This window comes from Oryzomicrobium sp. (assembly GCF_036820405.1).
Taxonomy (GTDB): domain Bacteria; phylum Pseudomonadota; class Gammaproteobacteria; order Burkholderiales; family Rhodocyclaceae; genus Oryzomicrobium.
In genome coordinates this window covers 42,400-64,842 of the sequence record NZ_DAISLS010000005.1, presented here as the reverse complement: position 1 = coordinate 64,842, position 22,443 = coordinate 42,400, and the positions used below count along the sequence as shown (strand labels likewise).

Annotated in this window: 21 protein-coding genes; 9 read left to right on the top strand and 12 right to left on the bottom strand. The window is 68.2% G+C overall.

Annotation, left to right across the window (positions count from 1 at the left end):
• Window positions 1–93 precede the first annotated feature (93 nt).
• The 5 genes from V7Z98_RS05700 to V7Z98_RS05680 form a co-directional block, all read right to left on the bottom strand.
• Window positions 94–477: a VOC family protein gene (locus tag V7Z98_RS05700; RefSeq protein WP_293262121.1), complete on the bottom strand. Its 384-nt coding sequence runs from the start codon at window positions 475–477 to the stop codon at window positions 94–96.
• Window positions 478–780: 303 nt separating this feature from the next.
• A complete protein-coding gene (gene htpG / locus V7Z98_RS05695; RefSeq protein WP_334157298.1) occupies window positions 781–2,709 on the bottom strand; it encodes a molecular chaperone HtpG in 1,929 nt (642 codons plus the stop codon).
• Window positions 2,710–2,862: 153 nt separating this feature from the next.
• Complete coding sequence (locus V7Z98_RS05690) at window positions 2,863–5,502, bottom strand: diguanylate cyclase (protein ID WP_334157297.1); 2,640 nt, start codon at window positions 5,500–5,502, stop codon at window positions 2,863–2,865.
• Window positions 5,499–6,059, bottom strand: coding sequence for a transcription elongation factor GreB (greB, locus tag V7Z98_RS05685; RefSeq protein ID WP_293262130.1), 561 nt, complete (start codon window positions 6,057–6,059; stop codon window positions 5,499–5,501). Before greB ends, V7Z98_RS05690 begins: the two co-directional genes overlap by 4 nt.
• Before the next feature lie 126 nt (window positions 6,060–6,185).
• Complete coding sequence (locus V7Z98_RS05680; protein ID WP_293262133.1) at window positions 6,186–6,506, bottom strand: hypothetical protein; 321 nt, start codon at window positions 6,504–6,506, stop codon at window positions 6,186–6,188.
• A gap of 178 nt (window positions 6,507–6,684) precedes the next feature.
• On the opposite strand from V7Z98_RS05680, the gene V7Z98_RS05675 reads away from it, so the two are divergent.
• The 4 genes from V7Z98_RS05675 to V7Z98_RS05660 are packed head-to-tail and all read left to right on the top strand — an operon-like array spanning window position 6,685 to window position 9,591.
• The gene (locus V7Z98_RS05675) at window positions 6,685–6,897 is read left to right on the top strand and encodes a YdcH family protein (protein WP_442951814.1); all 213 of its coding nucleotides are present in this window, start codon (window positions 6,685–6,687) and stop codon (window positions 6,895–6,897) included.
• Between the two features lie 43 nt (window positions 6,898–6,940).
• On the top strand, window positions 6,941–8,248 hold the full coding sequence (locus V7Z98_RS05670) for an O-acetylhomoserine aminocarboxypropyltransferase (protein WP_293262139.1): 1,308 nt from the start codon (window positions 6,941–6,943) through the stop codon (window positions 8,246–8,248).
• A 19-nt stretch (window positions 8,249–8,267) separates the two neighbouring features.
• Complete coding sequence (locus tag V7Z98_RS05665; protein ID WP_293262142.1) at window positions 8,268–9,056, top strand: alpha/beta fold hydrolase; 789 nt, start codon at window positions 8,268–8,270, stop codon at window positions 9,054–9,056.
• Window positions 9,057–9,072: 16 nt separating this feature from the next.
• On the top strand, window positions 9,073–9,591 hold the full coding sequence (locus V7Z98_RS05660) for a DUF3124 domain-containing protein (RefSeq protein WP_334157296.1): 519 nt from the start codon (window positions 9,073–9,075) through the stop codon (window positions 9,589–9,591).
• 115 nt (window positions 9,592–9,706) lie between these two features.
• Here V7Z98_RS05660 and V7Z98_RS05655 read toward each other — a convergent pair whose 3' ends face one another.
• The 3 genes from V7Z98_RS05655 to V7Z98_RS05645 form a co-directional block, all read right to left on the bottom strand.
• Window positions 9,707–10,108: a hypothetical protein gene (locus V7Z98_RS05655; protein WP_334157295.1), complete on the bottom strand. Its 402-nt coding sequence runs from the start codon at window positions 10,106–10,108 to the stop codon at window positions 9,707–9,709.
• Between the two features lie 116 nt (window positions 10,109–10,224).
• On the bottom strand, window positions 10,225–11,232 hold the full coding sequence (locus tag V7Z98_RS05650; RefSeq protein WP_293262151.1) for an inorganic phosphate transporter: 1,008 nt from the start codon (window positions 11,230–11,232) through the stop codon (window positions 10,225–10,227).
• 9 nt (window positions 11,233–11,241) lie between these two features.
• On the bottom strand, window positions 11,242–11,880 hold the full coding sequence (locus V7Z98_RS05645; RefSeq protein ID WP_334157294.1) for a DUF47 domain-containing protein: 639 nt from the start codon (window positions 11,878–11,880) through the stop codon (window positions 11,242–11,244).
• A 288-nt stretch (window positions 11,881–12,168) separates the two neighbouring features.
• Here V7Z98_RS05645 and fabI point away from each other — a divergent pair, with 288 nt between their 5' ends.
• From fabI to V7Z98_RS05630, 3 genes are read left to right on the top strand one after another with little or no spacing between them, the layout of a single operon-like run.
• A complete protein-coding gene (gene fabI, locus V7Z98_RS05640) occupies window positions 12,169–12,936 on the top strand; it encodes an enoyl-ACP reductase FabI (RefSeq protein ID WP_293266280.1) in 768 nt (255 codons plus the stop codon).
• A 43-nt stretch (window positions 12,937–12,979) separates the two neighbouring features.
• Window positions 12,980–14,398, top strand: a complete 1,419-nt coding sequence (locus V7Z98_RS05635) for a bifunctional enoyl-CoA hydratase/phosphate acetyltransferase (protein ID WP_293266278.1) — start codon at window positions 12,980–12,982, stop codon at window positions 14,396–14,398.
• Window positions 14,395–15,612, top strand: a complete 1,218-nt coding sequence (locus tag V7Z98_RS05630; protein ID WP_334157293.1) for an acetate/propionate family kinase — start codon at window positions 14,395–14,397, stop codon at window positions 15,610–15,612. Before V7Z98_RS05635 ends, V7Z98_RS05630 begins: the two co-directional genes overlap by 4 nt.
• A 281-nt stretch (window positions 15,613–15,893) precedes the next feature.
• Here V7Z98_RS05630 and V7Z98_RS05625 read toward each other — a convergent pair whose 3' ends face one another.
• The gene (locus tag V7Z98_RS05625) at window positions 15,894–16,634 is read right to left on the bottom strand and encodes an ABC transporter ATP-binding protein (protein ID WP_334157292.1); all 741 of its coding nucleotides are present in this window, start codon (window positions 16,632–16,634) and stop codon (window positions 15,894–15,896) included.
• Between the two features lie 10 nt (window positions 16,635–16,644).
• Here V7Z98_RS05625 and V7Z98_RS05620 point away from each other — a divergent pair, with 10 nt between their 5' ends.
• Window positions 16,645–17,406 (top strand): arylesterase, encoded by a 762-nt coding sequence (locus V7Z98_RS05620; protein WP_334157291.1) that lies wholly within the window; start codon window positions 16,645–16,647, stop codon window positions 17,404–17,406.
• A 696-nt stretch (window positions 17,407–18,102) separates the two neighbouring features.
• On the opposite strand, the gene selD is transcribed toward V7Z98_RS05620, so the two are convergent.
• On the bottom strand, window positions 18,103–19,158 hold the full coding sequence (gene selD / locus V7Z98_RS05615) for a selenide, water dikinase SelD (RefSeq protein ID WP_334157403.1): 1,056 nt from the start codon (window positions 19,156–19,158) through the stop codon (window positions 18,103–18,105).
• A 79-nt stretch (window positions 19,159–19,237) separates the two neighbouring features.
• On the opposite strand from selD, the gene mnmH reads away from it, so the two are divergent.
• Entirely contained in the window at window positions 19,238–20,317 is a 1,080-nt protein-coding gene (gene mnmH, locus V7Z98_RS05610; RefSeq protein WP_334157290.1) for a tRNA 2-selenouridine(34) synthase MnmH, read from the top strand.
• A gap of 258 nt (window positions 20,318–20,575) precedes the next feature.
• Here the strand turns inward: mnmH and V7Z98_RS05605 are convergent, their stop codons facing one another.
• Both V7Z98_RS05605 and V7Z98_RS05600 read right to left on the bottom strand, forming a co-directional pair.
• Window positions 20,576–21,451: a DMT family transporter gene (locus V7Z98_RS05605; protein WP_293266268.1), complete on the bottom strand. Its 876-nt coding sequence runs from the start codon at window positions 21,449–21,451 to the stop codon at window positions 20,576–20,578.
• A 272-nt stretch (window positions 21,452–21,723) separates the two neighbouring features.
• Window positions 21,724–22,299 carry a class I SAM-dependent methyltransferase gene (locus tag V7Z98_RS05600; RefSeq protein ID WP_334157289.1) on the bottom strand — a complete coding sequence of 192 codons (576 nt, stop codon included), beginning with the start codon at window positions 22,297–22,299 and terminating at the stop codon, window positions 21,724–21,726.
• Window positions 22,300–22,443: the final 144 nt, after the last annotated feature.

The following is a 22,443-nucleotide window of genomic DNA, read 5'->3' as shown; positions in this document are numbered from 1 at the left end:
GCGCCAGCGGCAGGGCGGGGATGGCAAGCGGTGTGCGACCTGGATGCGGTCGAGCCGCGATCCGGGCGGCCATGGCCCAGGCAACTCGGCCGATCAGGCCGGGTAGTTGGACACCTCGATCAGGTTCAGGTCCGGGTCGCGGAAGTAGAACGACTGTATCGGCCCGACGGCGCCGGTGCGAGCCACCGGGCCTTCGACGATGGTCACCCCGGCGGCGCGCACGTGGGCCATGGCCGCCTCCAGGGGCGTGGCAGTGATGAAGCACAGGTCGGCGGAGCCGGGGGTGGGCCGCTCGGCCTTGGGCTCGAATTCCTTGCCGGCCTGGTGCAGGTTGATCTTCTGCCGGCCGAAGGAAAGGGCGCGGCGCCCGGCACCGAAGGTCACCGCCTCCATGCCCATCACCCGGGCGTAGAAGTCGCAGGTGGCGTCGATGTCGCGGACGGTGAGGACCAGGTGGTCGAGGCGGTCGATCTGCATGGGGTATCTCCGGGGAATGCTGCCGGCGTCGCTGTTATGGATGGCACCGCAACGACCACAGCGGCCGCCGGACACCCCGGGCACCCCAGACACCATCTGCCGGCGGTGGAGGTTAGGCAGTGCCCGGACCGCCAGCTTAACAAACCTCACCGAGCCTGCTGGAAGTCCGCGCCAGTCGGCCATCTCCAGCCCCCCTGCCCGAAGCACCAATGAAAACGGGCATCTCCAGGGATGCCCCTTGAAGATGCCCGTCTGGCGCGGACTTTCGGGGCATGCCCGAAAATCCACGGCATTACTGGCCGCTCACTTGCCGGAGATGGCCAACATCAGCGCGTTCATGCGCTTGACGAAGCCGGCCGGGTCTTCCAGCTGGCCGCCTTCAGCCAGGATGGCCTGTTCGAACAGCAGGTGGGCCCAGTCGTTGAACTGCGCTTCGGCTTCGCCCTTCAAGCGCACCACCGCCGGGTGCTCCGGGTTGATTTCCAGGATCGGCTGGTAGGCCGGGGCCTGCTGGCCGGCCTGCTTGAGGATGCGCGCCAGGTTGCCGGACACGTCGTGCTCGTCGGACACCAGACAGGCCGGGGAATCGGTCAGGCGCAGGGTGATGCGCACGTCCTTGACCTTGTCGCCCAGGGCGCCCTTGACCTTCTCGGTCAGGTCCTTGAACTCGTCGGCGACCTTCTCGGCGGCCTTCTTCTCTTCCTCATCCTCCAGCTTGCCCAGGTCCAGGCCGCCCTTGGCCACGGACTGGAGCTGCTTGCCGTCGAACTCGGTGAGGTGACCCACCACCCACTCGTCCACCCGGTCGGAGAGCAGCAGCACCTCGATGCCCTTCTTGCGGAAGACTTCCAGGTGGGGGCTGTTCTTGGCGGCGGCGAAGGTGTCGGCGGTGACGTAGTAGATCTTCTCCTGCCCTTCCTTCATGCGCGCCACGTAGTCGGCCAGGGACACGGTCTCGTCGGCGGCGTCGGTATGGGTGGAGGCGAAGCGCAGCAGGCCGGCGATGCGCTCCTTGTTGGCGAAGTCCTCGCCCACGCCTTCCTTGAGCACCTTGCCGAATTCCTTCCAGAAGGTGGCGTACTTGTCCTTGTCGGCCTGCTCGTCGCTGTTGGCCAGGCTTTCGAGCATGCCCAGCACCCGCTTCACGCAACCGCCGCGGATGGTGTCGATCTCACGGCTTTCCTGGAGGATTTCCCGGGAGACGTTGAGCGGCAGGTCGTTGGAATCGACCAGGCCGCGCACGAAGCGCAGGTAGGACGGCATCAGCTTCTTGGCATCGTCCATGATGAAGACACGCTTCACATAGAGCTTGACGCCATGGCGCACGCCGCCGTCCTGGCCCCGGTCCCACATGTCGAAGGGGGCGCGGCCGGGGATGTACAGCAGCTGGGTGTATTCCTTGGTGCCCTCGACCTTGGCATGGACCCAGGCAAGCGGGTCCTCGAAATCGTGGGCGACGTGCTTGTAGAAAGCCTTGTACTCGTCCTCGGAAATCTCGGCCTTGGGCCGGGTCCACAGGGCGGAGGCCTGGTTGACCGTCTCGTCCTCGTCCTTGACCACGGACTCGCCCTTCTCCTGGTCCCATTCTTCCTTCTTCATGACGATGGGCAGGACGATGTGGTCGGAGTACTTGCGCACCAGGCTCTTCAGGGTCCAGGCGGAGAGGAACTCGTCCTCGCCCTCTTTCAGGTGCAGGACGATGTCGGTGCCGCGGCCGGCCTTGTCCACCGCTTCCACGGTGTAGTCGCCCAGGCCGGCGGATTCCCACTTGACGCCCTCGCCCGCCGGCAGGCCGGCGCGGCGGGAGATGACGGTGACCTTGTCGGCGACGATGAAGCTGGAGTAGAAGCCGACGCCGAACTGGCCGATCAGGTGGCTGTCCTTCTGCGAATCGCCAGTCAGGCTGGAGAAGAATTCCTTGGTGCCGGACTTGGCGATGGTACCCAGGTGGCGCACCGCCTCGTCACGGCTCATGCCGATGCCGTTGTCGGAGATGGTCAGGGTGCGGGCGGCCTTGTCGTAGGACAGGCGCACCTTCAGGTCGCCGTCGCCCTCGAACAGCTCGGGCTTGCCCATGGCCTCGAAGCGCAGCTTGTCGCAGGCGTCGGAGGCGTTGGAAATCAGCTCGCGGAGGAAGATTTCCTTGTTGGAATAGAGGGAGTGGATCATCAGGTGCAGCAGCTGCTGCACCTCGGCCTGAAAGCCCAGGGTTTCCTTGGTGGCGGTGGTCATGTCGGAACGTGGTCGCGGTTGATGAACGGAACACGCCCCAGATGGGGGCACCGCCGGGGATTTCAAGCCCCCGACGAAAGCGGAGAAAGCGGCGGGTAAAGCGAAGCAAACAGGGGGGCCCAAAGACCAGGAGCCGCCCAGCGCCAGTGCCGGTCAGCTCAGGGCGCCGTTGTTGAACACCGCCTGGTTGCGGCCGTTACGCTTGGCTTCGTAGAGCGCTTCGTCGGCCCGGGCGAAGAGGCGGTCGAGCACGTCGTCCCGCTCCACCCGCACGGTCACGCCGATGCTCACGGTGAGGCGCAGGGGCACGCCGTCGGCAAGCAGGAAGGGGGTGGATGCCACTGCCTGGCGCAGCCGTTCGGCCACCTGCATGGCGCCCACGCCGTCGGTTTCCGGCAGAACCATGGCGAATTCCTCGCCGCCCATGCGGCCGAGCCGGTCCACCTCGCGCACGCCGATTCCCAGGCAGGAGGCGATGTGCTTGAGGGCGGCGTCGCCGGCGGCATGGCCGTAGGTGTCGTTGATGCGCTTGAAGTGGTCCACGTCGATCATCAGCACCGCCAGGGGGTGGCCGAAGCGGCGCGAACGGGCCCACTCCTCGGCCGATGCGTCGAGGAAGCGGGAGCGGTTGGCCAGGCCGGTGAGGGTGTCGGTGGTGGCCAGGCGCTGCAACTCGGCGGAGGCCCGGGAACGCTCGATGGCGATCGCCGCCATCTTGCACGAGTGGTCCAGGGTTTCCTGTTCCAGGGGCGTGGGGCGGCGTGCCTCGTCGAGCAGCAGGGTGAGCACGCCGAGGGTTTCGCGCCCCGGAGACATGATCGGGGTGGACCAGACCGCCGACGCCGCCAGCCGCTCCAGCACCTCCCGGCTCTGGTCGAAGCGGGAATCGGCGGCCACGGCGTCGCTCAGGTGCTGGACGCCGAAGTGCAGGGCCGGACCGCAGGTGGCATCCCCCGGGAACAGCCGGTTGTGTGCCAGGGTCGCCCGGTACCAGGCAGGCAGGGACGGGGCGGCACCGAAGGCCACTGGGATGGCGCCGTCCTCGTCCACCGGGCCGTCGCGCAGCAGCACCATGGCCCGGGCCTGGGACACGGCCTTCTCGATCTTGCTGCACAACAGCTCCAGGGTGCGCTGCAAGGGCGCGTCCTCGGCGATCAGGCGCAGCACCTGGCGCTCCACCGCCAGCATGGTCTCGGCGTGTTTGCGCTCGGTGATGTCCACCGCCGCCGCGATGGTCAGCTGGCGGCGGCCGAGGCGGATGGCGCGGCGGTACGACAGGTAATGGCGCGGAGTGCCGCTGTCGCCGGCCATGCGCTCCTCGCGCACCACCACCTTGCCCGTCTGGGCGGCCTTCTGGTCGTCTTCGCGCAGGCGCTTGACCGCTTCCTCGGGCAGCACGTCCGAATCGAGCAGCCCGACCAGGTCGGGCTTGCCCTTGCCCAGCACGGCGGCGGCGGCCTCGTTGACCACCACGAAGCGGCCGGACTCGTCGCGCACGGTAAGCATCACCGGCAGGGTGTCGAGGATCGACTCGGTCAGGTTGGACTGCTGGGCCAGTTGCTGCCGGCTTTCCGCCAGGTCCTGCTCGGAGCGACGCTGCTCGGACAGGTCCGAGAAGACGCAGATGTAATTGGAAACGATGCCAGCAGCGTTGCGCACGGCGGTGATGGTCATGGATTCCGGATAGATCTCACCGTTCTTGCGCCGGTTCATGATCTCGCCCCGCCACTCGCCGTGCCGGGCGATCTGCTCGTACATGGTTTCGTAAAAGCTCCGGTCGTGCAGGCCGGATTTGAGCAGGCGGGTGTCGCACCCCACCGCCTCCTCGGCCTCGTAGCCGGTGATCAGGGAGAACGCCGGGTTCACCGAGCGGATCGTCTGGCGATGGTCGGTGATCATGATCGCTTCCAGGGAGGCCTCGGCCACCTTGGAAGCCAGCGCCAGGGCTTGCTCCGACTTCTGTAGGCGCAGGGCCTGGTCGGCCAGGGCAGCCTGGAGCTCGCGCACGTATTCCTGCTCGACGCTGTCGAGGATGTCGGCGTAGCTGAGCAGGCCGACGACACTGCCGTCCGCGCCCTGGACCCCCAGGTGGCGGATGCGCCGTTCGGCGAAGAGTTGGCGCGCCTGGTAGAGGGTGGCGTCCCGGGGTACCACCACCAGGGGGAAGGAGGCCACCCGCCCGGCGTTGAGGTTCAGGGTGCCCTGGCTGATCAGGCGCAATACGTCCTGACCGGTGAGGATGCCGAGCACCCCCTTGGCGGAGACGATGGCCGCATCGCTGCGCGCCTGGCGCATCTGGGCCACCACCTGGGACATGGGCGCTTCGGCGTCCACCTGCAAGGGCCGGCTCTTGACCACCGACTCGACGTTGCGCAGATGTACGTAGAACTCGATGCCCTGGTTGTTCACCACGTCGGTCTGGGACACCACGCCGAGGGGCCGCCCGGCGTCGTCCACCACCAGCAGGTGGCGGATGCTGTCCTGCTTGAAGCGGACCGCCGCCTCGCCCAGGGTGGCGCCCTCGCCCAGGGTCTTCACCGGCGAGCTCATCACCTCGGCCACCGGCCGCTCCAGAGCGTTGGGGTTGTTGAAGTCGAGGGACAGGGCGTCCTTTTCGGTCCAGATGCCGAGAATCCGCTCGGGCATGGCCTCGTCCACCACCAGGATCGAGCCGCAGCGGGCCTCGTGCATGCGCGAGGCGGCCACCGCCAGGGAAGTGTCCGGGCTGCACACCAGCAGCTCACGCTGGAGGATGCGCGCAACCGGCAGGTCGTAATGCATGAGTGTGCTCAATCCCAGACCTCGTAGCGAATCTCGACAATCTCGATTTCCCGCAGCCCCGCCGGGCTCTGGAAACGTACCACGTCCCCTTCCCGGGCCTTGAGCAGCGCCCGGGCCAGGGGAGAAATCCAGCTGATGCGGCCCCGGGTCACGTCGGCCTCGTCCACCCCGACGATGGTGTAGGTGGCCTCGCCACCCGTTTCGTCGCACACCTGCACGGTGGCGCCGAAGAACACCTGCTCCACGTTCTCCTGCCGGCTCGGGTCCACCACCTGGGCGATGTCCAGCCGCTTGGTGAGGAAGCGGATGCGGCGGTCGATCTCGCGCAGGCGCTTCTTGCCGTACAGGTAGTCGCCGTTCTCGGAACGGTCGCCGTTGCTCGCCGCCCAGGACACCACCTCGACCACCTTGGGCCGTTCCCGCTTGATCAGGTCGTCCAGTTCGGCCTTGAGCCGGGCGAAGCCCGATGGCGAGATGTAGTTGCGGGTGCCTTGAGGCAGGCGCAGCGCCGGGGCGAGGTCCTCGTCCTCGTCGTCTCCGTCGCTTTCCCGTACGAATGCCTTGTTCATGGCTGGCCGCAAAACCTCGATTCTAGGCGATCGCCGGGGCGACCACCACCTGCAACGCAAAACGCCAACGCCCGACACATGGCCGGGCGCTGGCGGCAAAACCCGGCGGCCGGGCCGCCGGAATGCTTAGAAGCCGATCTGGAAAGCCTGAACGTCGATGCGCACCGTGGGCCGCTGCAACACGGCCGCGGTATTGCGGGCGAAGCTCTGGCCCCAGGAATTGCCGGCGCCGAAGCGGGATTCGCCGCCGTACTTGGCCACGTTGAGAATCTTGTCGATGATCAGCACCTTGCCCATGGGGTTGGTGGGCTCGCATTCCAGTTCGACGAATTCCTTGTCGAACCACTGCCGCGCCTCTGCCTCGCTGGTGCCTTGCAGGTCGGTTTCGGTGAAGCGGAAGGAATACTCCCGGTCCCGGCCATAAACCACCACCACGTCATACTGCATTGTCCCCTCCTTGCTTGAATTGTGGATGTGCTGAGAGAACCCCATTCTAACGCCAAAGCCGGCGCCGCCAAGAGGCCCCGCGCCGGTGCCCGCCCCCCGCGCCGCCGATGCCAGTAAACGATTGTTTTTGTCATTGCCCCGCCCTACCATTGCGGGCAATGCTTCGGAGACCCACGCCGTGACCCTCACCCCGGAAGAAACCGCGGAAATTCAATCCCGTCTGCGCAACCTGCAGATGGAGCACCGGGATCTCGACGAGGTCATCGCCCGCCTGACGGTCAATCCGCCCAACGACCAGTTGCTCATCCGGCGTCTCAAGAAGCGCAAGCTCTACCTCAAGGACCGCATCACCCAGCTTGAAGGCATGCTGGTCCCCGACATCCCGGCCTGAGCCCGCGCAACCGCGCTCGGCCCCACCACTTAGGAGACCTCCCATGGCCGGAATCGACGGCTATTCGCTGGATACGCTCGCCCTGCACGCCGGCACCCCGCCCGACCCCGCCACCGGCGCCCGGGCCCTGCCGATCCACCTGACCACCTCCTTCGTCTTCCGCGACGCCGACCACGCCGCCGCCCTGTTCGACCTGGAGCGGGCCGGCCACGTCTATTCGCGCATTTCCAACCCCACCGTGGCCGCCTTCGAGGAGCGCATCGCCGCCCTGGAAGGGGGCATCGGTTCGATCGCCACCGCCAGCGGCCAGGCCGCCCTGTTCCTCGCCCTGTCCACCCTGATGGGGGCCGGCGGCCACGTGGTCGCCTCCCGGGCCCTATACGGCGGCTCCCACAACCTGCTCGCCTACACCCTGCCCCGCTTCGGCATCACCACCACCTTCGTCGATCCCCGGGACCCGGACGCCTGGCGCGCCGCCATCCGCCCCGAGACCCGGGCCTTCCTGGCCGAGACCCTGGGCAACCCGACCCTGCCGGTGCTCGACATCCCCGCCGTCGCGGCCATCGCCCACGAGGCCGGCATCCCCCTGGTGGTGGACGCCACCCTGACCCCGCCGACCCTGCTGCGCCCCTTCGACCACGGTGCCGACATCGTGGTGCACTCCGCCACCAAGTACCTGTCCGGCCACGGCACCGTGGTGGGCGGCGTAGTGGTGGACGGCGGCCGCTTCGACTGGGAGGCCAACGCCGACCGCTTCCCCCTGCTCACCGCGCCCTACGACGGTTTCCACGGCATGGACTTCGCCGAGGAATCGCCGGTGGCGGCCTTCCTGCTGCGTGCCCGGCGCGAGGGCCTGCGCGACTTCGGCGCCTGCCTGTCGCCGATGAACGCCTTCCAGATCCTGCAAGGCATGGAAACCCTGGGCATCCGCATGGAACGCCACTGCGCCAACGCCCGCACCGTGGCCACCTTCCTCGCCGACAGCCCGGTGGTGGAATCGGTGTCCTACCCGGAACTGGCCACCCACCGCGACCACGCCCTGGCGCAGAAGCTGCTGCCCAAGGGCTGCGGCGGGGTGATGACCTTCGACGTGCAGGGCGGCCGCGAGGCCGGCAAGCGCCTGATCGAATCCCTGCGCCTGTTCTCCCACCTGGCCAACGTGGGCGACGCCAAGTCCCTGGTGATCCACCCGGCCACCACCACCCACTTCCGCATGGACGACGCCAGCCTGGCTCAGGCCGGTATCGGCCCAGGCACCATCCGCCTGTCGGTGGGCCTGGAAGATCCGGCCGACCTGATCGAGGACCTCTCCCGCGGCCTGGCCGCCGTCGCCAAGCTGCTCAAGGGCTGAGCCCGAAACCGGACCGATCATGGAACTGACCGTCAACCACCATCCCGTCTTCGTCTACACCGGCGGCGTCGCTTTCGATCCCGCCCGCCCCGCCGTGGTGTTCATCCACGGCGCTGCCCACGACCACAGTGTGTGGGCGTTGCAGACCCGCTACCTGGCCCACCACGGCTACGCCGTGCTGGCCCCGGACCTGCCGGGCCACGGCCGCTCCGGCGGCGAGCCCCTGGCTTCGGTGGAAGCCCTGGCCGACTGGGTGATCGCCCTGCTCGACGCCGCCGGCGTGGAAAAGGCCATGCTGGCAGGCCACTCCATGGGCGCCATGACCGTCCTCGAAGCCGCCGCCCGCCACCCGGCCCGGGTAAGCAAGATCGCCCTGCTCGGCGCGGCCTTTCCCATGGGCGTTTCCGAGGCCCTGCTCGCGGCCGCCCAGGACGATCCGGAAACGGCCTACAAGATGGTCAACCTGTGGTCCCACGCCCCCGCCACCCACGTCGGCGGCAACCCCAACCCAGGGGTGTGGCAAACGGGCCTCAACCTGGCGATCATGCGCCGCTCCAGGCCCGGCGTGCTGCACCGGGACCTGCTCAACTGCCAGGCCTACCTGGGTGGGCTGGAAGCCGCCGCCAAGGTGGCCTGCCCGGCCCTGCTGGTGTGCGCCGAGCGGGACCTGATGACCCCGCCCCGGGCCGTCCAGGGGCTGCGCGACGCCATTCCCGGCGTCAAGGTGGCGACCATCGCCGGGGCCGGCCATGCCATGATGGCCGAGCGCCCCGACGCAGTGCTCGATGCCCTGCGGGCCTTCGTCTGACCTTCCGGAAAGCGCCATGACCCGCCCCGCCCACCTCCCCATGCTGCCCACCCTGCCAAGCCTTGCATTGGTGGCCGTCCTGGTACTGGCCGGCCCGGCCCGGGCGCAGGCCCAGGAACTCCCCCCCCTCTCCCGGGGCCAGACCCTCTACCTGCCGGTGTATTCCCACCTGTGGCACGGCAACCGGGACAAGCAGGGGCGGCCGGAAATCGTTTACCTGTCGGCCCTGGTCAGCATCCGCAACACGGACCCGACCCGCTCCCTGCGCGTCACCCAGGCCCGCTACTACGACACCGCCGGCAAGTCCCTGCGCGACTTCGTCAGCCAGCCCCAGACCGTGCCGCCCCTGGGCACCCTGGAGCTGTTCATCGAGCGGCGCGAGGCCGAGGGCGGTTCCGGCGCCAACTTCCTGATCCGCTGGCAGGCCGACGGGGCCATCAACCCGCCCCTGGTGGAAGCGGTGCACACCGACCTCTACGGCAACCGGGCCATCTCCTTCTCCACCCAGGGCCGGCCGATCAACGCTGGCGAGTAAATTTCCCGCACCCACCGTCAACGGCAACGGCCTCCCACGGGAGGCCGTTCGTCTTTCCACAACGGCACCGTGCCCGACATCCGGCCGGGCACGACGCGGGGATACGGCAGCAACCTCAGCGGGCGGCGGCCCGGCTGTCAGGGACCACCCAACGGCCCTTGACCTTGCACATCACCTCGTCCTGGCTGCCGCGGGTCTGGCCGTGGGCATTCTCGATGCGCACCTGGCGGCACCCTTCCCGCCCTTCCGGCGCCGCGCCCGGGGTGACGCTGCCGCTGCTCCCGGTCTTGTCGTTGCGCCAGGTCACGGTCTGGCCGTCCGGCGCATTGTCCAGAGCGTCCTGAAGGGTTTTCTGCATCAGCGCCGTATCGACCTTGGTGAACTTGCCCACGGCGGTGTTCTTGAGGAAGTCGGTATTGCCGGCCAGTGCCGCTCCGGACAGGCACGCCAACAGGACGGCAGATACGCGGGATACGCCAACGCAACGACGATGGAAGGTGCTGCGGATAGTCACCATGGTTTCCTCCATGTGGATTTAACCGGGCCAGCTTGCACCACCGTCACGGCCTGCACAAGCAAAACGGCCCGCGGATCACTCCGGCGGGCCGTTCGCGGCACTGGCGGCAGGATCGGTCAGAGCACCAGGCTGCCCAGCCACCAGGCGATGGCCGCCACCAGGGCGCTGGCCGGAATGGTCAGAATCCACGCCCAGACGATGCCCCCCGCCACGCCCCAGCGCACGGCGGACACCTTGCGCGCCGAGCCCACGCCGACGATAGCGCCGGTGATGGTGTGGGTGGTGGAGACGGGAATACCCAGCATGGTGGCCAGGAACAGGGTGATGGCCCCGCCGGTTTCGGCGCAGAAACCGCCCACGGGCTTGAGCTTGGTGATGCGCTGGCCCATGGTCTTGACGATGCGCCAGCCGCCGAACAGGGTGCCCAGGCTGATGGCCACGTAGCAGGCCACCACCACCCAGACCGGGATCGGGTCGCTCTTGCCGGTCATTCCGGCGGCGATGAGCAGCATCCAGATGATGCCGATGGTTTTCTGCGCATCGTTGCCGCCGTGCCCCAGGCTGTAGAGGCCCGCCGAGATCAGTTGCAGGCGGCGGAACCAGCGGTCGATCTTGCGCGGGGTGGTGCGGCGGAACAGCCAGGCCACCACCACCATCAGCAAGGTCCCGAGCAGGAAGCCGAGCAGGGGCGAGACGAAGATGAAAGCCACGGTCTTGAGGATGCCGCCGGCGATCAGGGAATCGGGACCGGCCTTGGCCAGGCCCGCCCCCACCAGCCCGCCGATCAGGGCATGGGACGAGGACGAGGGGATGCCGTAGTACCAGGTGATGATGTTCCAGACCACGGCGCCGATCAGGGCGCCGAAGACCACCACGTGGTCCACGATGGAAGGGTCGATGGTGCCCTTGCCGATAGTGGTGGCCACGTTGAGGTGGAACACCGCCACGGCGATGAAATTGAACATGGCCGCCCAGGCGACGGCTTGGTGGGGTTTGAGTACGCCGGTGGAGACGACGGTGGCGATGGCGTTGGCCGCATCATGAAACCCGTTCATGAAGTCGAAGGCCAGCGCCAACGCCACCAGCACGATCACGACCCCCAGGCTGATGGTCACGGTATCCATGGGAGTCGATCAGGAGTTTTCGAGGACGATGCCTTCGATGATGTTGGCCACATCCTCGCAGCGGTCGGTGACGGTTTCGAGGATTTCGTAGATGGCCTTGAGCTTGATCAGCTGGCGCACGTCCGGCTCGTCGCGGAACAGCCGCGAGATGGCGCCGCGCATGACCCGGTCGGCGTCGGATTCGAGCCGGTCGATTTCCTGGCAGGTCTTGAGAATGGCCTGGCCCTGGTCGAGGGTGGGCAGGAGCGACACGGCGTGGCGCACCCGCTCGCAACAGGACAGGCAGATCTCGGCCAGCTGCTTGGCTTCCGGCGTGCCGCGGCGGATGTCGTAGAGAGTCAGGGTCTGGGCGGCGTCCTGGATCAGATCGAGGATGTCGTCCATGCGGGTGATCAGCTGGTGGATCTCGTCCCGGTCCAGGGGGGTGATGAAGGTCTTGTGCAGCAGCGAGACCGTCTCGTGGGTGATCTTGTCGGCCCGGGTCTCGGCGATGTCCACCGCCTCGGCGTTGGCCCGAGTTTCCTCTTCGGACTTGCCTAGCTGGGTCATCAGCCCGACCAGCGCTTGGCCGCCCTGGACGATCAGCTCGGCGTGGGCATTGAACAGGTCAAAAAATTTGCCCTCTTGGGGCATGAAGCGACCGAACATGGGGGGTGTCGTGAAATAAAAAAGAAATATTTTACACCCTCCCCCACCGCCCTCGCTTCCCTCTGCCTGACTTTTGTTGAAATCGAAAAGCGGGACGGGCAAAAACACCGTATCGCGTTTCTTTGCCAACCGACTTCATGCCCTTGTCACCGTAATCGCTTATGATCAAGTTATTCTGCATTGCAAACTTTGATGTGGAATGTGCCTTGATCAATATCAAACCGGTCATGTTGCACTGCAACTAAAGTAGCCGAATAACCCCCGGACCATTTTCATAAGGGATACTCCATGTTTAACCTGAACGGAAAAAAAGGCCTCGTGGTTGGCGTCGCCAACGATAAAAGCATCGCCTACGGCTGCGCCAAGGCCTTTCGGAGCTGCGGCGCCGAAATTGCCCTGACCTACCTGAACGCCAAGGCCGAACCCCATGTTCGCCCCCTGGCCGAATCCCTGGGCGCAAGCCATTTCCTGCCCCTCGACGTGGAACAACCCGAGCAGATGGAGGCGGTTTTCGCAGCCCTCGAAGAAAGCTGGGGGAAACTCGACTTTCTCGTCCACTCCATCGCCTTCGCCCCGCAAAACGACCTGCACGGCCGCGTGGTGGACTCCAGCCGCGAGGGCTTCCTGCGCGCCATCGACATCTCCGCCCACTCCTTCGTGCGCATGGCCAAGCTGGCCGAGCCCCTGATGAAGGACGGCGGCTGCCTGCTGACCATGAGCTACCTGGGCGCCGACGAAGTGGTCGAAAACTACGGCATCATGGGTCCGGTCAAGGCCGCCCTGCAGTCCGCCACCCGTTACCTGGCCTCGGAGCTGGGCCCCCAGGGCATCCGCGTGCACGCCATCTCCCCGGGTCCCCTGCTGACCCGGGCCGCCTCCGGCATCGCCCACTTCGACCACCTGATGCAGGACGCCATCGAGCGCTCGCCCCTGCACCGCCTGGTGTCGATCGACGACGTGGGCGCCCTGGCGGCCTACCTGGTCAGCGACGTGGCCACCACCCTGACCGGCGGCACCATCTATATTGATGGCGGTTACAACATCGTCGGCGGCTGACGCCGCACGGCATCCGCTCCCGACCCCCTGACCCGGAGGCCCCATGCACAGCCAGAACCAAGACGACTTCATCGAGAACCGCACGTACGACGAGATCAAGGTGGGAGATTCCTCCCACCTGGTGCGGACCCTGCGTCCCGAGGACATCCAGCTCTTCGCCGTGATGTCCGGCGACGTGAACCCCTCGGTGGTGGACCCGGAATTCGCCGCCAGCGGCCTGTTCCGCGAAGTGGTGGCCCACGGCATGTGGTCGGGAGCACTCATTTCCACCGTGCTCGGCACCCAGTTCCCCGGCCCGGGCACCATCTACATCGACCAGACCCTGCACTTCTCCCGGCCGGTGACCATTGGCGACACCATCACCATCACTATCACCGCCCAGCAGAAGTTCGATCACAACAAGCACATCCTGTTCGACTGCGTCTGCATCAACCAGGAAGGCCTGCAAGTGGTGCGCGGCACCGCCGAGGTGCTGGCCCCCACCGAAAAGATCCGCCGGCCGCGCATGCACCTGCCGCAGATCACCATCGCCGACAAGGAAGCCCGCTACCAGGCCCTGATCGCCCGGGCCCGGGGCGACAAGCCGGTGGAAGTGGCGGTGGCCCACCCCTGTGACCCCGAATCCCTGAAAGGCCCGATCCAGGCCGCCCGGGAAGGGCTGATCGACCCGATCCTGGTCGGTCCCGAAGCCAAGATCCGCCAGCTGGCCGAAGAACTGGGCCTGGACATTTCGCCCTACCGCATCGTCAACACCCGCCACAGCCACGAATCCGCCGCCCTGGCGGTGACCCTGGTGCGCAACGGCGACGCCGAGGCGCTGATGAAGGGCAGCCTGCACACCGACGAGCTGATGGGCGAGGTGGTGGCGCGCACCACCGGGCTGCGCACCGAGCGGCGCATCTCCCACGTCTTCTACATGGACGTGCCGACCTACCACAAGCCGATCATGATCACCGACGCGGCGATCAACATCGCCCCGACCCTGGAAGACAAGGTCCACATCACCCAGAACGCCATCGACCTGGCCCACGTGCTCGGCATCGAGCAGCCCAAGGTGGCGATCATGTCGGCGGTGGAAACGGTCAATCCCAAGATCCAGTCCACCCTGGAGGCCGCCGCCCTGTGCAAGATGGCCGACCGGGGCCAGATCAAGGGCGGTCTGCTCGACGGCCCCCTGGCCTTCGACAACGCCGTGTCGATCGTCGCCGCCAAGACCAAGGGCATCAAGTCCGCGGTGGCCGGCGACGCCGACATCCTGATGATGCCCGACCTGGAGTCCGGCAACATGGTGGCCAAGCAGCTCGAATACCTGGCCAACGCCCTGTCCGCCGGCATCGTGCTGGGCGCCCGGGTACCCATCGTGCTCACCTCCCGGGCCGACACCGCCGAGACCCGCACCGCCTCCTGCGCCATCATGGCCCTGATGGCCCAGGCCGCCCGCAAGAAGGGAGACGCTGCATGAGCCTGCCCCCGTACTATCCCGACAACGAGAAGCCCTGCGTCCTGACCCTCAACGCCGGCTCCTCGTCGATCAAGTTCTCCCTGTTCGAACTCAACGCCACCGCCCCGGCCCTGGTCGGCCAGATCGACGGCATCGGCGCCCAGCCCCACATCAAGGCCAAGGACGGCGCCGGCAACAAGCTCGACGATGTGGACCTGGACATCACCGGCTCCCAGGAGCGCCAGCACCACCAGGCCCTGCTCTACCTGGTGAAGTGGCTGCGCAGCCACGGCGAAGGCTGGAAGGCCAAGGGCGTCGGCCACCGGGTGGTGCACGGCGGCGAAAAGTACGCCGCTCCGGTGCTGCTCACCCCGGAAATCCGCCGCGAACTGACCTCCTTCGTGTCCCTGGCGCCCCTGCACCAGCCCCACAACCTGGACGGCATCGACGCCATCGGCGAGATCCTGCCGGACGTGCCCCAGATCGCCTGCTTCGACACCGCCTTCCACCGCAGCCAGCCGGTGCTGGCCCAGACCTTCGCCCTGCCCCGGGCGCTGACCGACGAGGGGGTCAAGCGCTACGGTTTCCACGGCCTCTCCTACGAGTACATCGCCCGCAGCCTGCCTGCCCACACCGACCGGGCCGACGGCCGGGTAGCGGTGGCCCACCTGGGCAACGGCTCCAGCATGGCCGCCATGGTCGGGCGCAAGAGCGTCGCCTCCACCATGGGCTTCACCGCGGTGGACGGCCTGATGATGGGCACCCGCACCGGTAACCTGGACCCGGGCGTGGTGCTCTACCTGCTCGAAGAAAAGAAGATGGATGCCGCCGCCATCACCAAGCTGCTCTACAAGCAGTCCGGGCTGCTCGGGGTTTCCGGCATCTCCCAGGACATGCGCGAACTGCTGGCCTCGGACCACCCCCACGCCAAGGAGGCGGTGGACCTGTTCTGCTACCGCATCTCCCGGGAACTGGGTTCCCTGGCGGCGGCGGCCGGCGGCCTAGACGTGCTGGTGTTCACCGCCGGCATCGGCGAGCACGCCGCCCCGGTGCGCGAGCAGGTCTGCGCCCAGGCCGGCTGGCTGGGCATCAAACTCGACCGGGAGGCCAACAACGCCCCCTCCAAGCTGCCGCGCCGCATCAGCACACCGGACAGCGCAGTGGAGGTGCTGGTGCTGCCCACCGACGAGGAATGGATGATCGCCCACCACACCCAGCACCTGCTCGGGCTGTAAGGGCAGCGCCCCCGTTGGGGACGCACCGCGGGGGCCGCCGGCGCAATCAGCCGGCGGCCCCCGCGCCGTTTCAGAAAGTGGGGCGCGTTGCGACGCGAGGAAGCGGCGAGCCTCATCGCCAAACCCCGCGCCAGTAGCCGATCTCCAGGCAACCGCTCTGCGCATCGAGCATCGGCGCCACTTTCCGGATGCCATGCCCGAAGGTCCGCGCCCCGCCTAGGTTTCCGGGCAGCGGCAAATTGGGGGAACAGCGGGCGGAGGCAACGAACGCCCGCCCCGGTTCAGCCTTCCAGCCGCCCGGCGTTGAGCTTCAACACCCGGGAGCAGCGGGCCGCCAGGTGTTCGTCATGGGTCACGAGGATCAGGGTAGTGCCCTCGTCGGCGTTGAGGGCGAACATCAGGTCGATGATCTTCTCGCCGGTGGCCGCGTCCAGGTTGCCGGTGGGCTCGTCGGCCAGCACCAGCCGGGGCGAGGTGGCGAAGGCCCGGGCGATGGCGACGCGCTGCTGCTCGCCGCCGGACAAATGCTTGGGGGTGTGGGAAAGCCGGTGCTCCAACCCGACCCGGGCCAGCCAGCCCCGGGCCACCGCCGCGGCGTCGCGCCGGCCGGCCAGCTCCAGGGGCAGCATCACGTTTTCCAGGGCCGACAGGGCCGGCAGCAGCTGGAACGACTGGAAAACAAAGCCCAGGTGCTGGCCGCGCAGGATCGCCCGGCGGTCCTCGGACAAGGGCGCCAGGTCGATGCCGGCCAGGCGCACCTGGCCGCCGCTGGGGGTGTCCAGGCCGGCCAGCAGGCCGAGCAGGGTGGACTTGCCCGAGCCGCTCGCCCCCACCACCGCCACCGTTTCCCCCGGCCTCACGGCAAAGCTGATCTCGTGCAGAATGGGCAACGGCGCGCCTTCGGCGGTGGTCACGGTCTTCGACAACGCCACCGCCTCGATCACCGGGGCCGGCGCCGACGCCGATGCTTCAGCCGCGCCGGAAGGCGTGGCGGCTTCCAACAGGGAACTGGCAGTAACCATGGATAAGGACATGAAGAGGATGAACGGCGGGGCGGATCGCCCCTCGGCCCGGAGCGGGCGGACCCCCGGCATTATCGCCCGGATCGGGCGCCGGCTGGCAGGCGAGGCCGAGCGCCCCGGGCCGGGCCATTCCGCCCGCCGCGCCGCGCTGCGCCTGATCCTGCTGGCGGCCCTGCCCCTGATCGGGATCGCCCTGCCCGCCCCCGCCCTGGCGACGGGGGCCGCGCCGCGCACCGTGCTGGTGTTCGGCGATTCCCTGTCCGCCGGCTACGGCATCCGCCAGGATGCGGCCTGGCCGTCCCTGTTGGCCAAGCGGCTGAAAACCAAGGCGCCGGGCTACACCGTGCTCAACGCCAGCATTTCCGGCGAGACCACGGCCGGCGGCGTATCGCGTCTGCCGCCGCTGCTGGCGAAACACAAGCCGGCGGTGGTGGTGATCGAGCTGGGCGCCAACGACGGCCTGCGCGGCCTGCCGGTGGGCGAGATGAAGAAGAACCTGGTGACCATGACCCGGGCGGCCAAGGCCGCCGGCGCCAAGGTGCTGCTGGTGCGCATCGAGCTGCCGCCCAACTACGGGGCCTACGCCCGCACCGTGGGGGCGGCCTTCGATGAGGTGGCCAAGGCGGAAAAATTGCCGGTGCCGCCCTTCCTGCTCGATCAGGTAGCGAGCGACCGCCGCCTGTTCCAGGCCGACGGCCTGCACCCGGTGGCCGAGGCCCAGGGCCGGCTGCTCGACAACGTCTGGCCAGCCCTGGCGCCCCTGCTCAAATAAGGGAGCTACATGCTGGCCTTGCCTCGTGCAAGGTAAAGGCGAGGCGAAGCGCCAAGACACCGAGGGGCGCCAGGTCGGACGGCGAATCGCTGTTCCTTGGTGAAGCGTGGTGCTCTTGGTGCCTTGGTGGTTCGCTTTTCAGCATTGTCTTCACCTGGCGCCGGCCCAATCGGCAACGCCGGGTTTCGCCTGACGGCGAGCTACTTTCTGTCCGGCGACAGAAAGTAGCCAAAGAACGCCGTGCCCGCTCCCCCGCCGGCAGACCAATAAAGCCGGCCTGCCGGTGCCCTGCGCTACTCGCCCGGGACGGGGGCTGCGGAACTCGGCCTGCGGCCTCGGACAGTCCTCGCCCTTTTCCGTCCCGGCCTGCGTTGCTCGGCGGGGCAGAAGGGCGCACGGGAGTGCTCGGTTTGAGGCACTGCCCGGAAAGCCACGACTGGCGCGGCGTTTGAAGGCATGCCGGCCGAGAGCCGCGCCGGTATTGGCTTAGCGTGAAGGTGCCTTGTAGATCGAGTATTGGCGCGCCTTTCCAGGCCGGGCACAAAAACTGACCACTGCATAGACACCTGCCTTCCCGCCGCGCCTCTGCAACTCTGGTTGCTCGCGGTTCAGCCGGTTTCCTCGGAGCCCCCTTGGGGTCCGGGGCGCCTTGGCGGTCCGCGTCTCAGCGCTTAGGGCGTCAAACAGACACGCCCCTTAGACAAGCCGTAGGCGCGGCGCTTCGCTTGCCGTTGCGGCCAGCTCGCCGATGGCGGCGGCCTCGGCGAAGCCGGCCTCGCGGAAGGTGGCCAGCACCGCTTCGACCTGGTCCGGCGCGCAGGCCACCAGCAGGCCGCCGGAGGTCTGGGGATCGGTCACCAGCTTCTGTTCCCAGCCGTTGGCGTCCATACCCGGGGCCAGTTCCACCTGGTCGCCGTAGCCGGCCCAGTTGCGGGTGGAAGCGCCGGTGGCAATGCCGTCCTTGACGTGGGCCACGGCCTCGTCGATCAGGGGCAGGTCGGCGAAGCGTACCCGGGCATCCAGCGTCGAGCCGCGGCAGATTTCCAGCAGGTGGCCGGCCAGGCCGAAGCCGGTGACGTCGGTCATGGCATGGACCGCGTCCAGCCCGGCCAGGGTGGCGCCCACCTTGTTGAGGGTGGTGGTCCAGCGCACCATGGTCTGGTAGCCCTCGGGAGTCAGCTTGCCCTTCTTCAGCGCCGCCGAGAGGATGCCCACGCCCAGGGGCTTGCCCAGGATCAGCACGTCGCCGGCTTGGGCCCGGTCGTTGCGCTTGACCCGCTCGGGATGGACCACGCCCAGGCCGACCAGGCCGTAGATCGGCTCCAGCACGTCGATGGAGTGGCCGCCGGCCACGGGAATGCCGGCCTCGCGGCAGATGCTGGCGCCACCTTCGAGGATGCGCCCGATCACGTCCAGGGGCAGCTTGTCGAGGGGCATGCCCACCAGGGCCAGGGCCAGCACCGGGGTGCCGCCCATGGCGTAGACGTCGGACAGGGCGTTGGTGGCGGCGATGCGGCCGAAGTCGTAGGGGTCATCGACGATCGGCGTGAAGAAGTCGGTGGTGGCCACCAGGGCCTGGCTGTCGTTGAGCCGGTACACCGCCGCGTCGTCGCTCGATTCGGTGCCCACCAGCAGGTCCGGGGGAATCACCCCGGGAGGCATGGTGGCGAGGATTTTTTGCAGGACGGCAGGGGCGATTTTGCAGCCGCAGCCGCCGCCATGGGAAAATTGCGTCAGTTTGACTTCCATGATGTCCTCTCCCGGGCGTCCCACCGAGCCGAACCAAGTCGGCCACGTAATTGGCGGGCTTCACGCCACGGAATCTAAGTCCATGAAAAACGGGGTTGCCACCGTAGCACAGCTTGCGGAATTCGACGAAATCATCGACGTCCGCTCCCCCCTCGAATTCGCCGAAGACCACATCCCCGGCGCCATCAACTGTCCTGTGCTGAACGACGAGCAGCGGGCCGAGGTGGGCACCCTGTACAAGCAGGTGTCTCCCTTCGAGGCCAAGAAGCTCGGCGCCGCCTACATCTCGGCCAACATCGCCGCCCACCTGCGCGAACGCTTCCTCGACCGGCCCAAGGGCTGGAAGCCCCTGGTCGCCTGCTGGCGGGGCGGAATGCGCTCCGGCGCCATGGTCACCGTGTTCCGCTCCATCGGCTGGAACGCCCAGCAGCTCGAAGGCGGCTACAAGGCCTACCGTCACATGGTGGTCGCCGACCTGGAAACGCTGCCGCCGCGCTTTGCCTGGAAGGTGGTGGCCGGCGCCACCGGCAGCGGCAAGAGCCGGGTGCTGCACCACCTGGCCGCCGCCGGCGCCCAGGTGCTCGACCTGGAAGCCCTGGCCTGCCACAAGGGCTCGGTGCTGGGCGTGCTGCCCGGCGCCCCCCAGCCCAGCCAGAAATGGTTCGAGACCGGGCTGCGCCAGGCCCTCCAGGGGTTCGACGCGGCCCGACCGGTGTACGTGGAGGCCGAATCGCGCAAGATCGGCAAGGTGCACGTGCCCGAAGCCCTGATCACCGCCATCCGCGGCGGCGCCTGCCGGGTGGTGTCGGCCAGCGTGCCGGCCCGGGTGGACTTCCTGCTGCGCGACTACGACTACTTCCTGGCCGATCCGGAATGGCTGGTGCAGCGCCTGGGCGGCCTCAAGGCCCTGCGCGGCGGCGAGACCATCGCCCGCTGGAGCGAGCTGGCCCGGGCCGGCAACTTCCGCGCCCTGGTGGAAGAACTGCTCACCGGTCACTACGACCCCCTCTACGCCGCCTCCCAGGACCGCAACTACACCGGCCTGGCCACCTCCCGGGAATTCGCCACCGACGACCTGTCGGAAACCGGCATCGCCGCCCTGGCCGCCAGCATCCTGGCGGCCGACACCCAGGACGCTGTGGACGCCACGGTCACGGCCTGACGCAGGTCGGATTGTTCTAGCAGGCGCCACCAGGTGCCGCTGCCTCCGCCACCGTGGCTTGCCCGGCAGCCCACGTTCACCTGAAGGACCGGCGGGGCGGCAGGCCCACCCCGCCAAAGTCAGCGCCAGGCGCGGACTTTCAGGCAGGCATCGCGGAACGCAAGAGCTGGCGCGGCTCTCCAGCCATGCCATGCGGAAAGCCAGGCTGGGCGCGGGGTTTCAGAATCAAGGCAATCCGCACGCCCGATCCCCCTTCCCTCAGGCCGCCGCCAGCCGGGCCGCCTGGCGCCGCCGGCCCCAGGCATTGAGCGCCAGGGCCGCCCCCATCACCGCGCCGCCGGCCAGCAGCCGGCCCAGGTCGGTTTCGTGGCGCCACACCAGCAGGCTCAGGGCCAGGCCGGCGGGGATGTGCATGTTGTTCATGATGCCCAGGGTGCCCGCATCCACCTGGCAGGCGCCCTTGTTCCAGAAGTAGAAGCCCAGGGCCGAGGCGCCCAGTCCCATGAAGGCGAGCACGCCCCATTGCAGGCCGGTGGCGGGCAGTTTGGCCGGATTGCCGAAGATCAGGAACGACGGCAGGGCCACCGCCAGGGCGCCAAGGAAGAAGAAGCCGAAGGTGCGGTAGGCCGGCCAGGGGCTCGGATAGCGCGCCACCACCCGGCGGTAGCCCACCTGGCCGGCGGCGAAGGTCAGGTTGGCCAGTTGCAGCAGGAAGAAGCCGGTGAGGAAGTGGCCGCTCAGGCCACCGTAACGGATGATCAGCGCTCCGCCCACCGCCACCAGGGCGGCGAGGCTGGCCCAGGGGTTGAAGCGCCGCGCCAGCAGGTCGTCGAGCAGGGTCACGTAGACCGGGGTAAAGATGGTGAACAGCAGTACCTCGGGCACCGTCAGGTAGCCGTAGGAACGGTACAGGCACAGGTAGGTGACGCCGAACTGGAGCGCCCCGGCGGCCACGGTGCCCCACAGCAGGGGCGCCGGCACGCCGCGCCAGCGGGTGAAGGGCAGGAAGGCGGCGCCGGCCAGCACCACCCGGGTGAGCACGGCGAAGTCGCTGTCCACGCGCCCGGCGATGAATTCGCCGATCAGGTTGAAGGACAGGGCCCAGACGAAGGTGATGAAGATCAGGTAAGGCATGGCGGCAGACGATGGAGGCCGAGTGGAGGCCGAGTGGAGACCGAGTGGAGGCCGAGGTGCAGGCGCCGGCCGGGGCAAAGCCGGCCATTATCCGCCTTCCGGCAGGCCGTCCTTGCCGGGGAGCAACGTGGGCAACGGGAACGACCAGGGCAACCGCAGCGGGTGAAGCAAGCGGGGGGCGGCGGGATGCTACGCCGAGGGGTTTCCCGGATAGGCGGGCCCGCCGGGAAGCGCTATCGTCCCGCCCCGTGGCTACGGAACCGGTGGGCAGGCTACAGCCGCACCGCCACCTCGCCGGCCACGGCGCACAGGCGCTGCACCACGGCCGGACGCTGGCCCGCCGCGCCTCCTACCTCCCCCTCTTCGAAGGCCACCACCCGCCAGCCCAGGGCTTGCGCCCAGGCCAGCAGTTCCTGGGGGCGCAGCAGGAAATCGGGGCGGGACGGCTTGCCGTGGCGCTCGTTGCCTACCATGAAGGTTTCGTAGATGAGTACCCCGGTGGCGTCGAGCAGGGCCGCCAGGTCCGGCAGGCGCGGACGGTGCAGGTAGTTGGCGACGACGATGCCGGCAAAGCGCCGCCCGGCCAGGGGCCAGGGCGCATCCAGCGGGCCTTCCAGGTCGGCGGCCAGGGTCGTCACCCCCGCCACGCCGGCCAGGGACGCCAGGGCTGCGGCGTCCCGATCCACCGCCAGCACCGGGTGGCCCAGGCCGGCCAGGAGGCGGCTGTGGCGGCCGCCGCCGCAGGCCAGGTCGAGGGCGGTGCCACCGGCCGGAACGAGCGGGGCGAAGCGCGCCACCCAGGGCGAGGGCGCCGTAGCGGCGGCAGGAGAGAAATTATCCGTAATCATTGGCACAATCCGAAATTCAAACCGCTTTCGAGCCGACGGTCGGGCCCGGCAGCGGCCCACGGCGGGAACCCCGCCCCGAAGCACGACTGAAACCCCAACCCGCCGGAAACAGGGGGCGGATTATGACAGTCCCGCGCCTCTTGA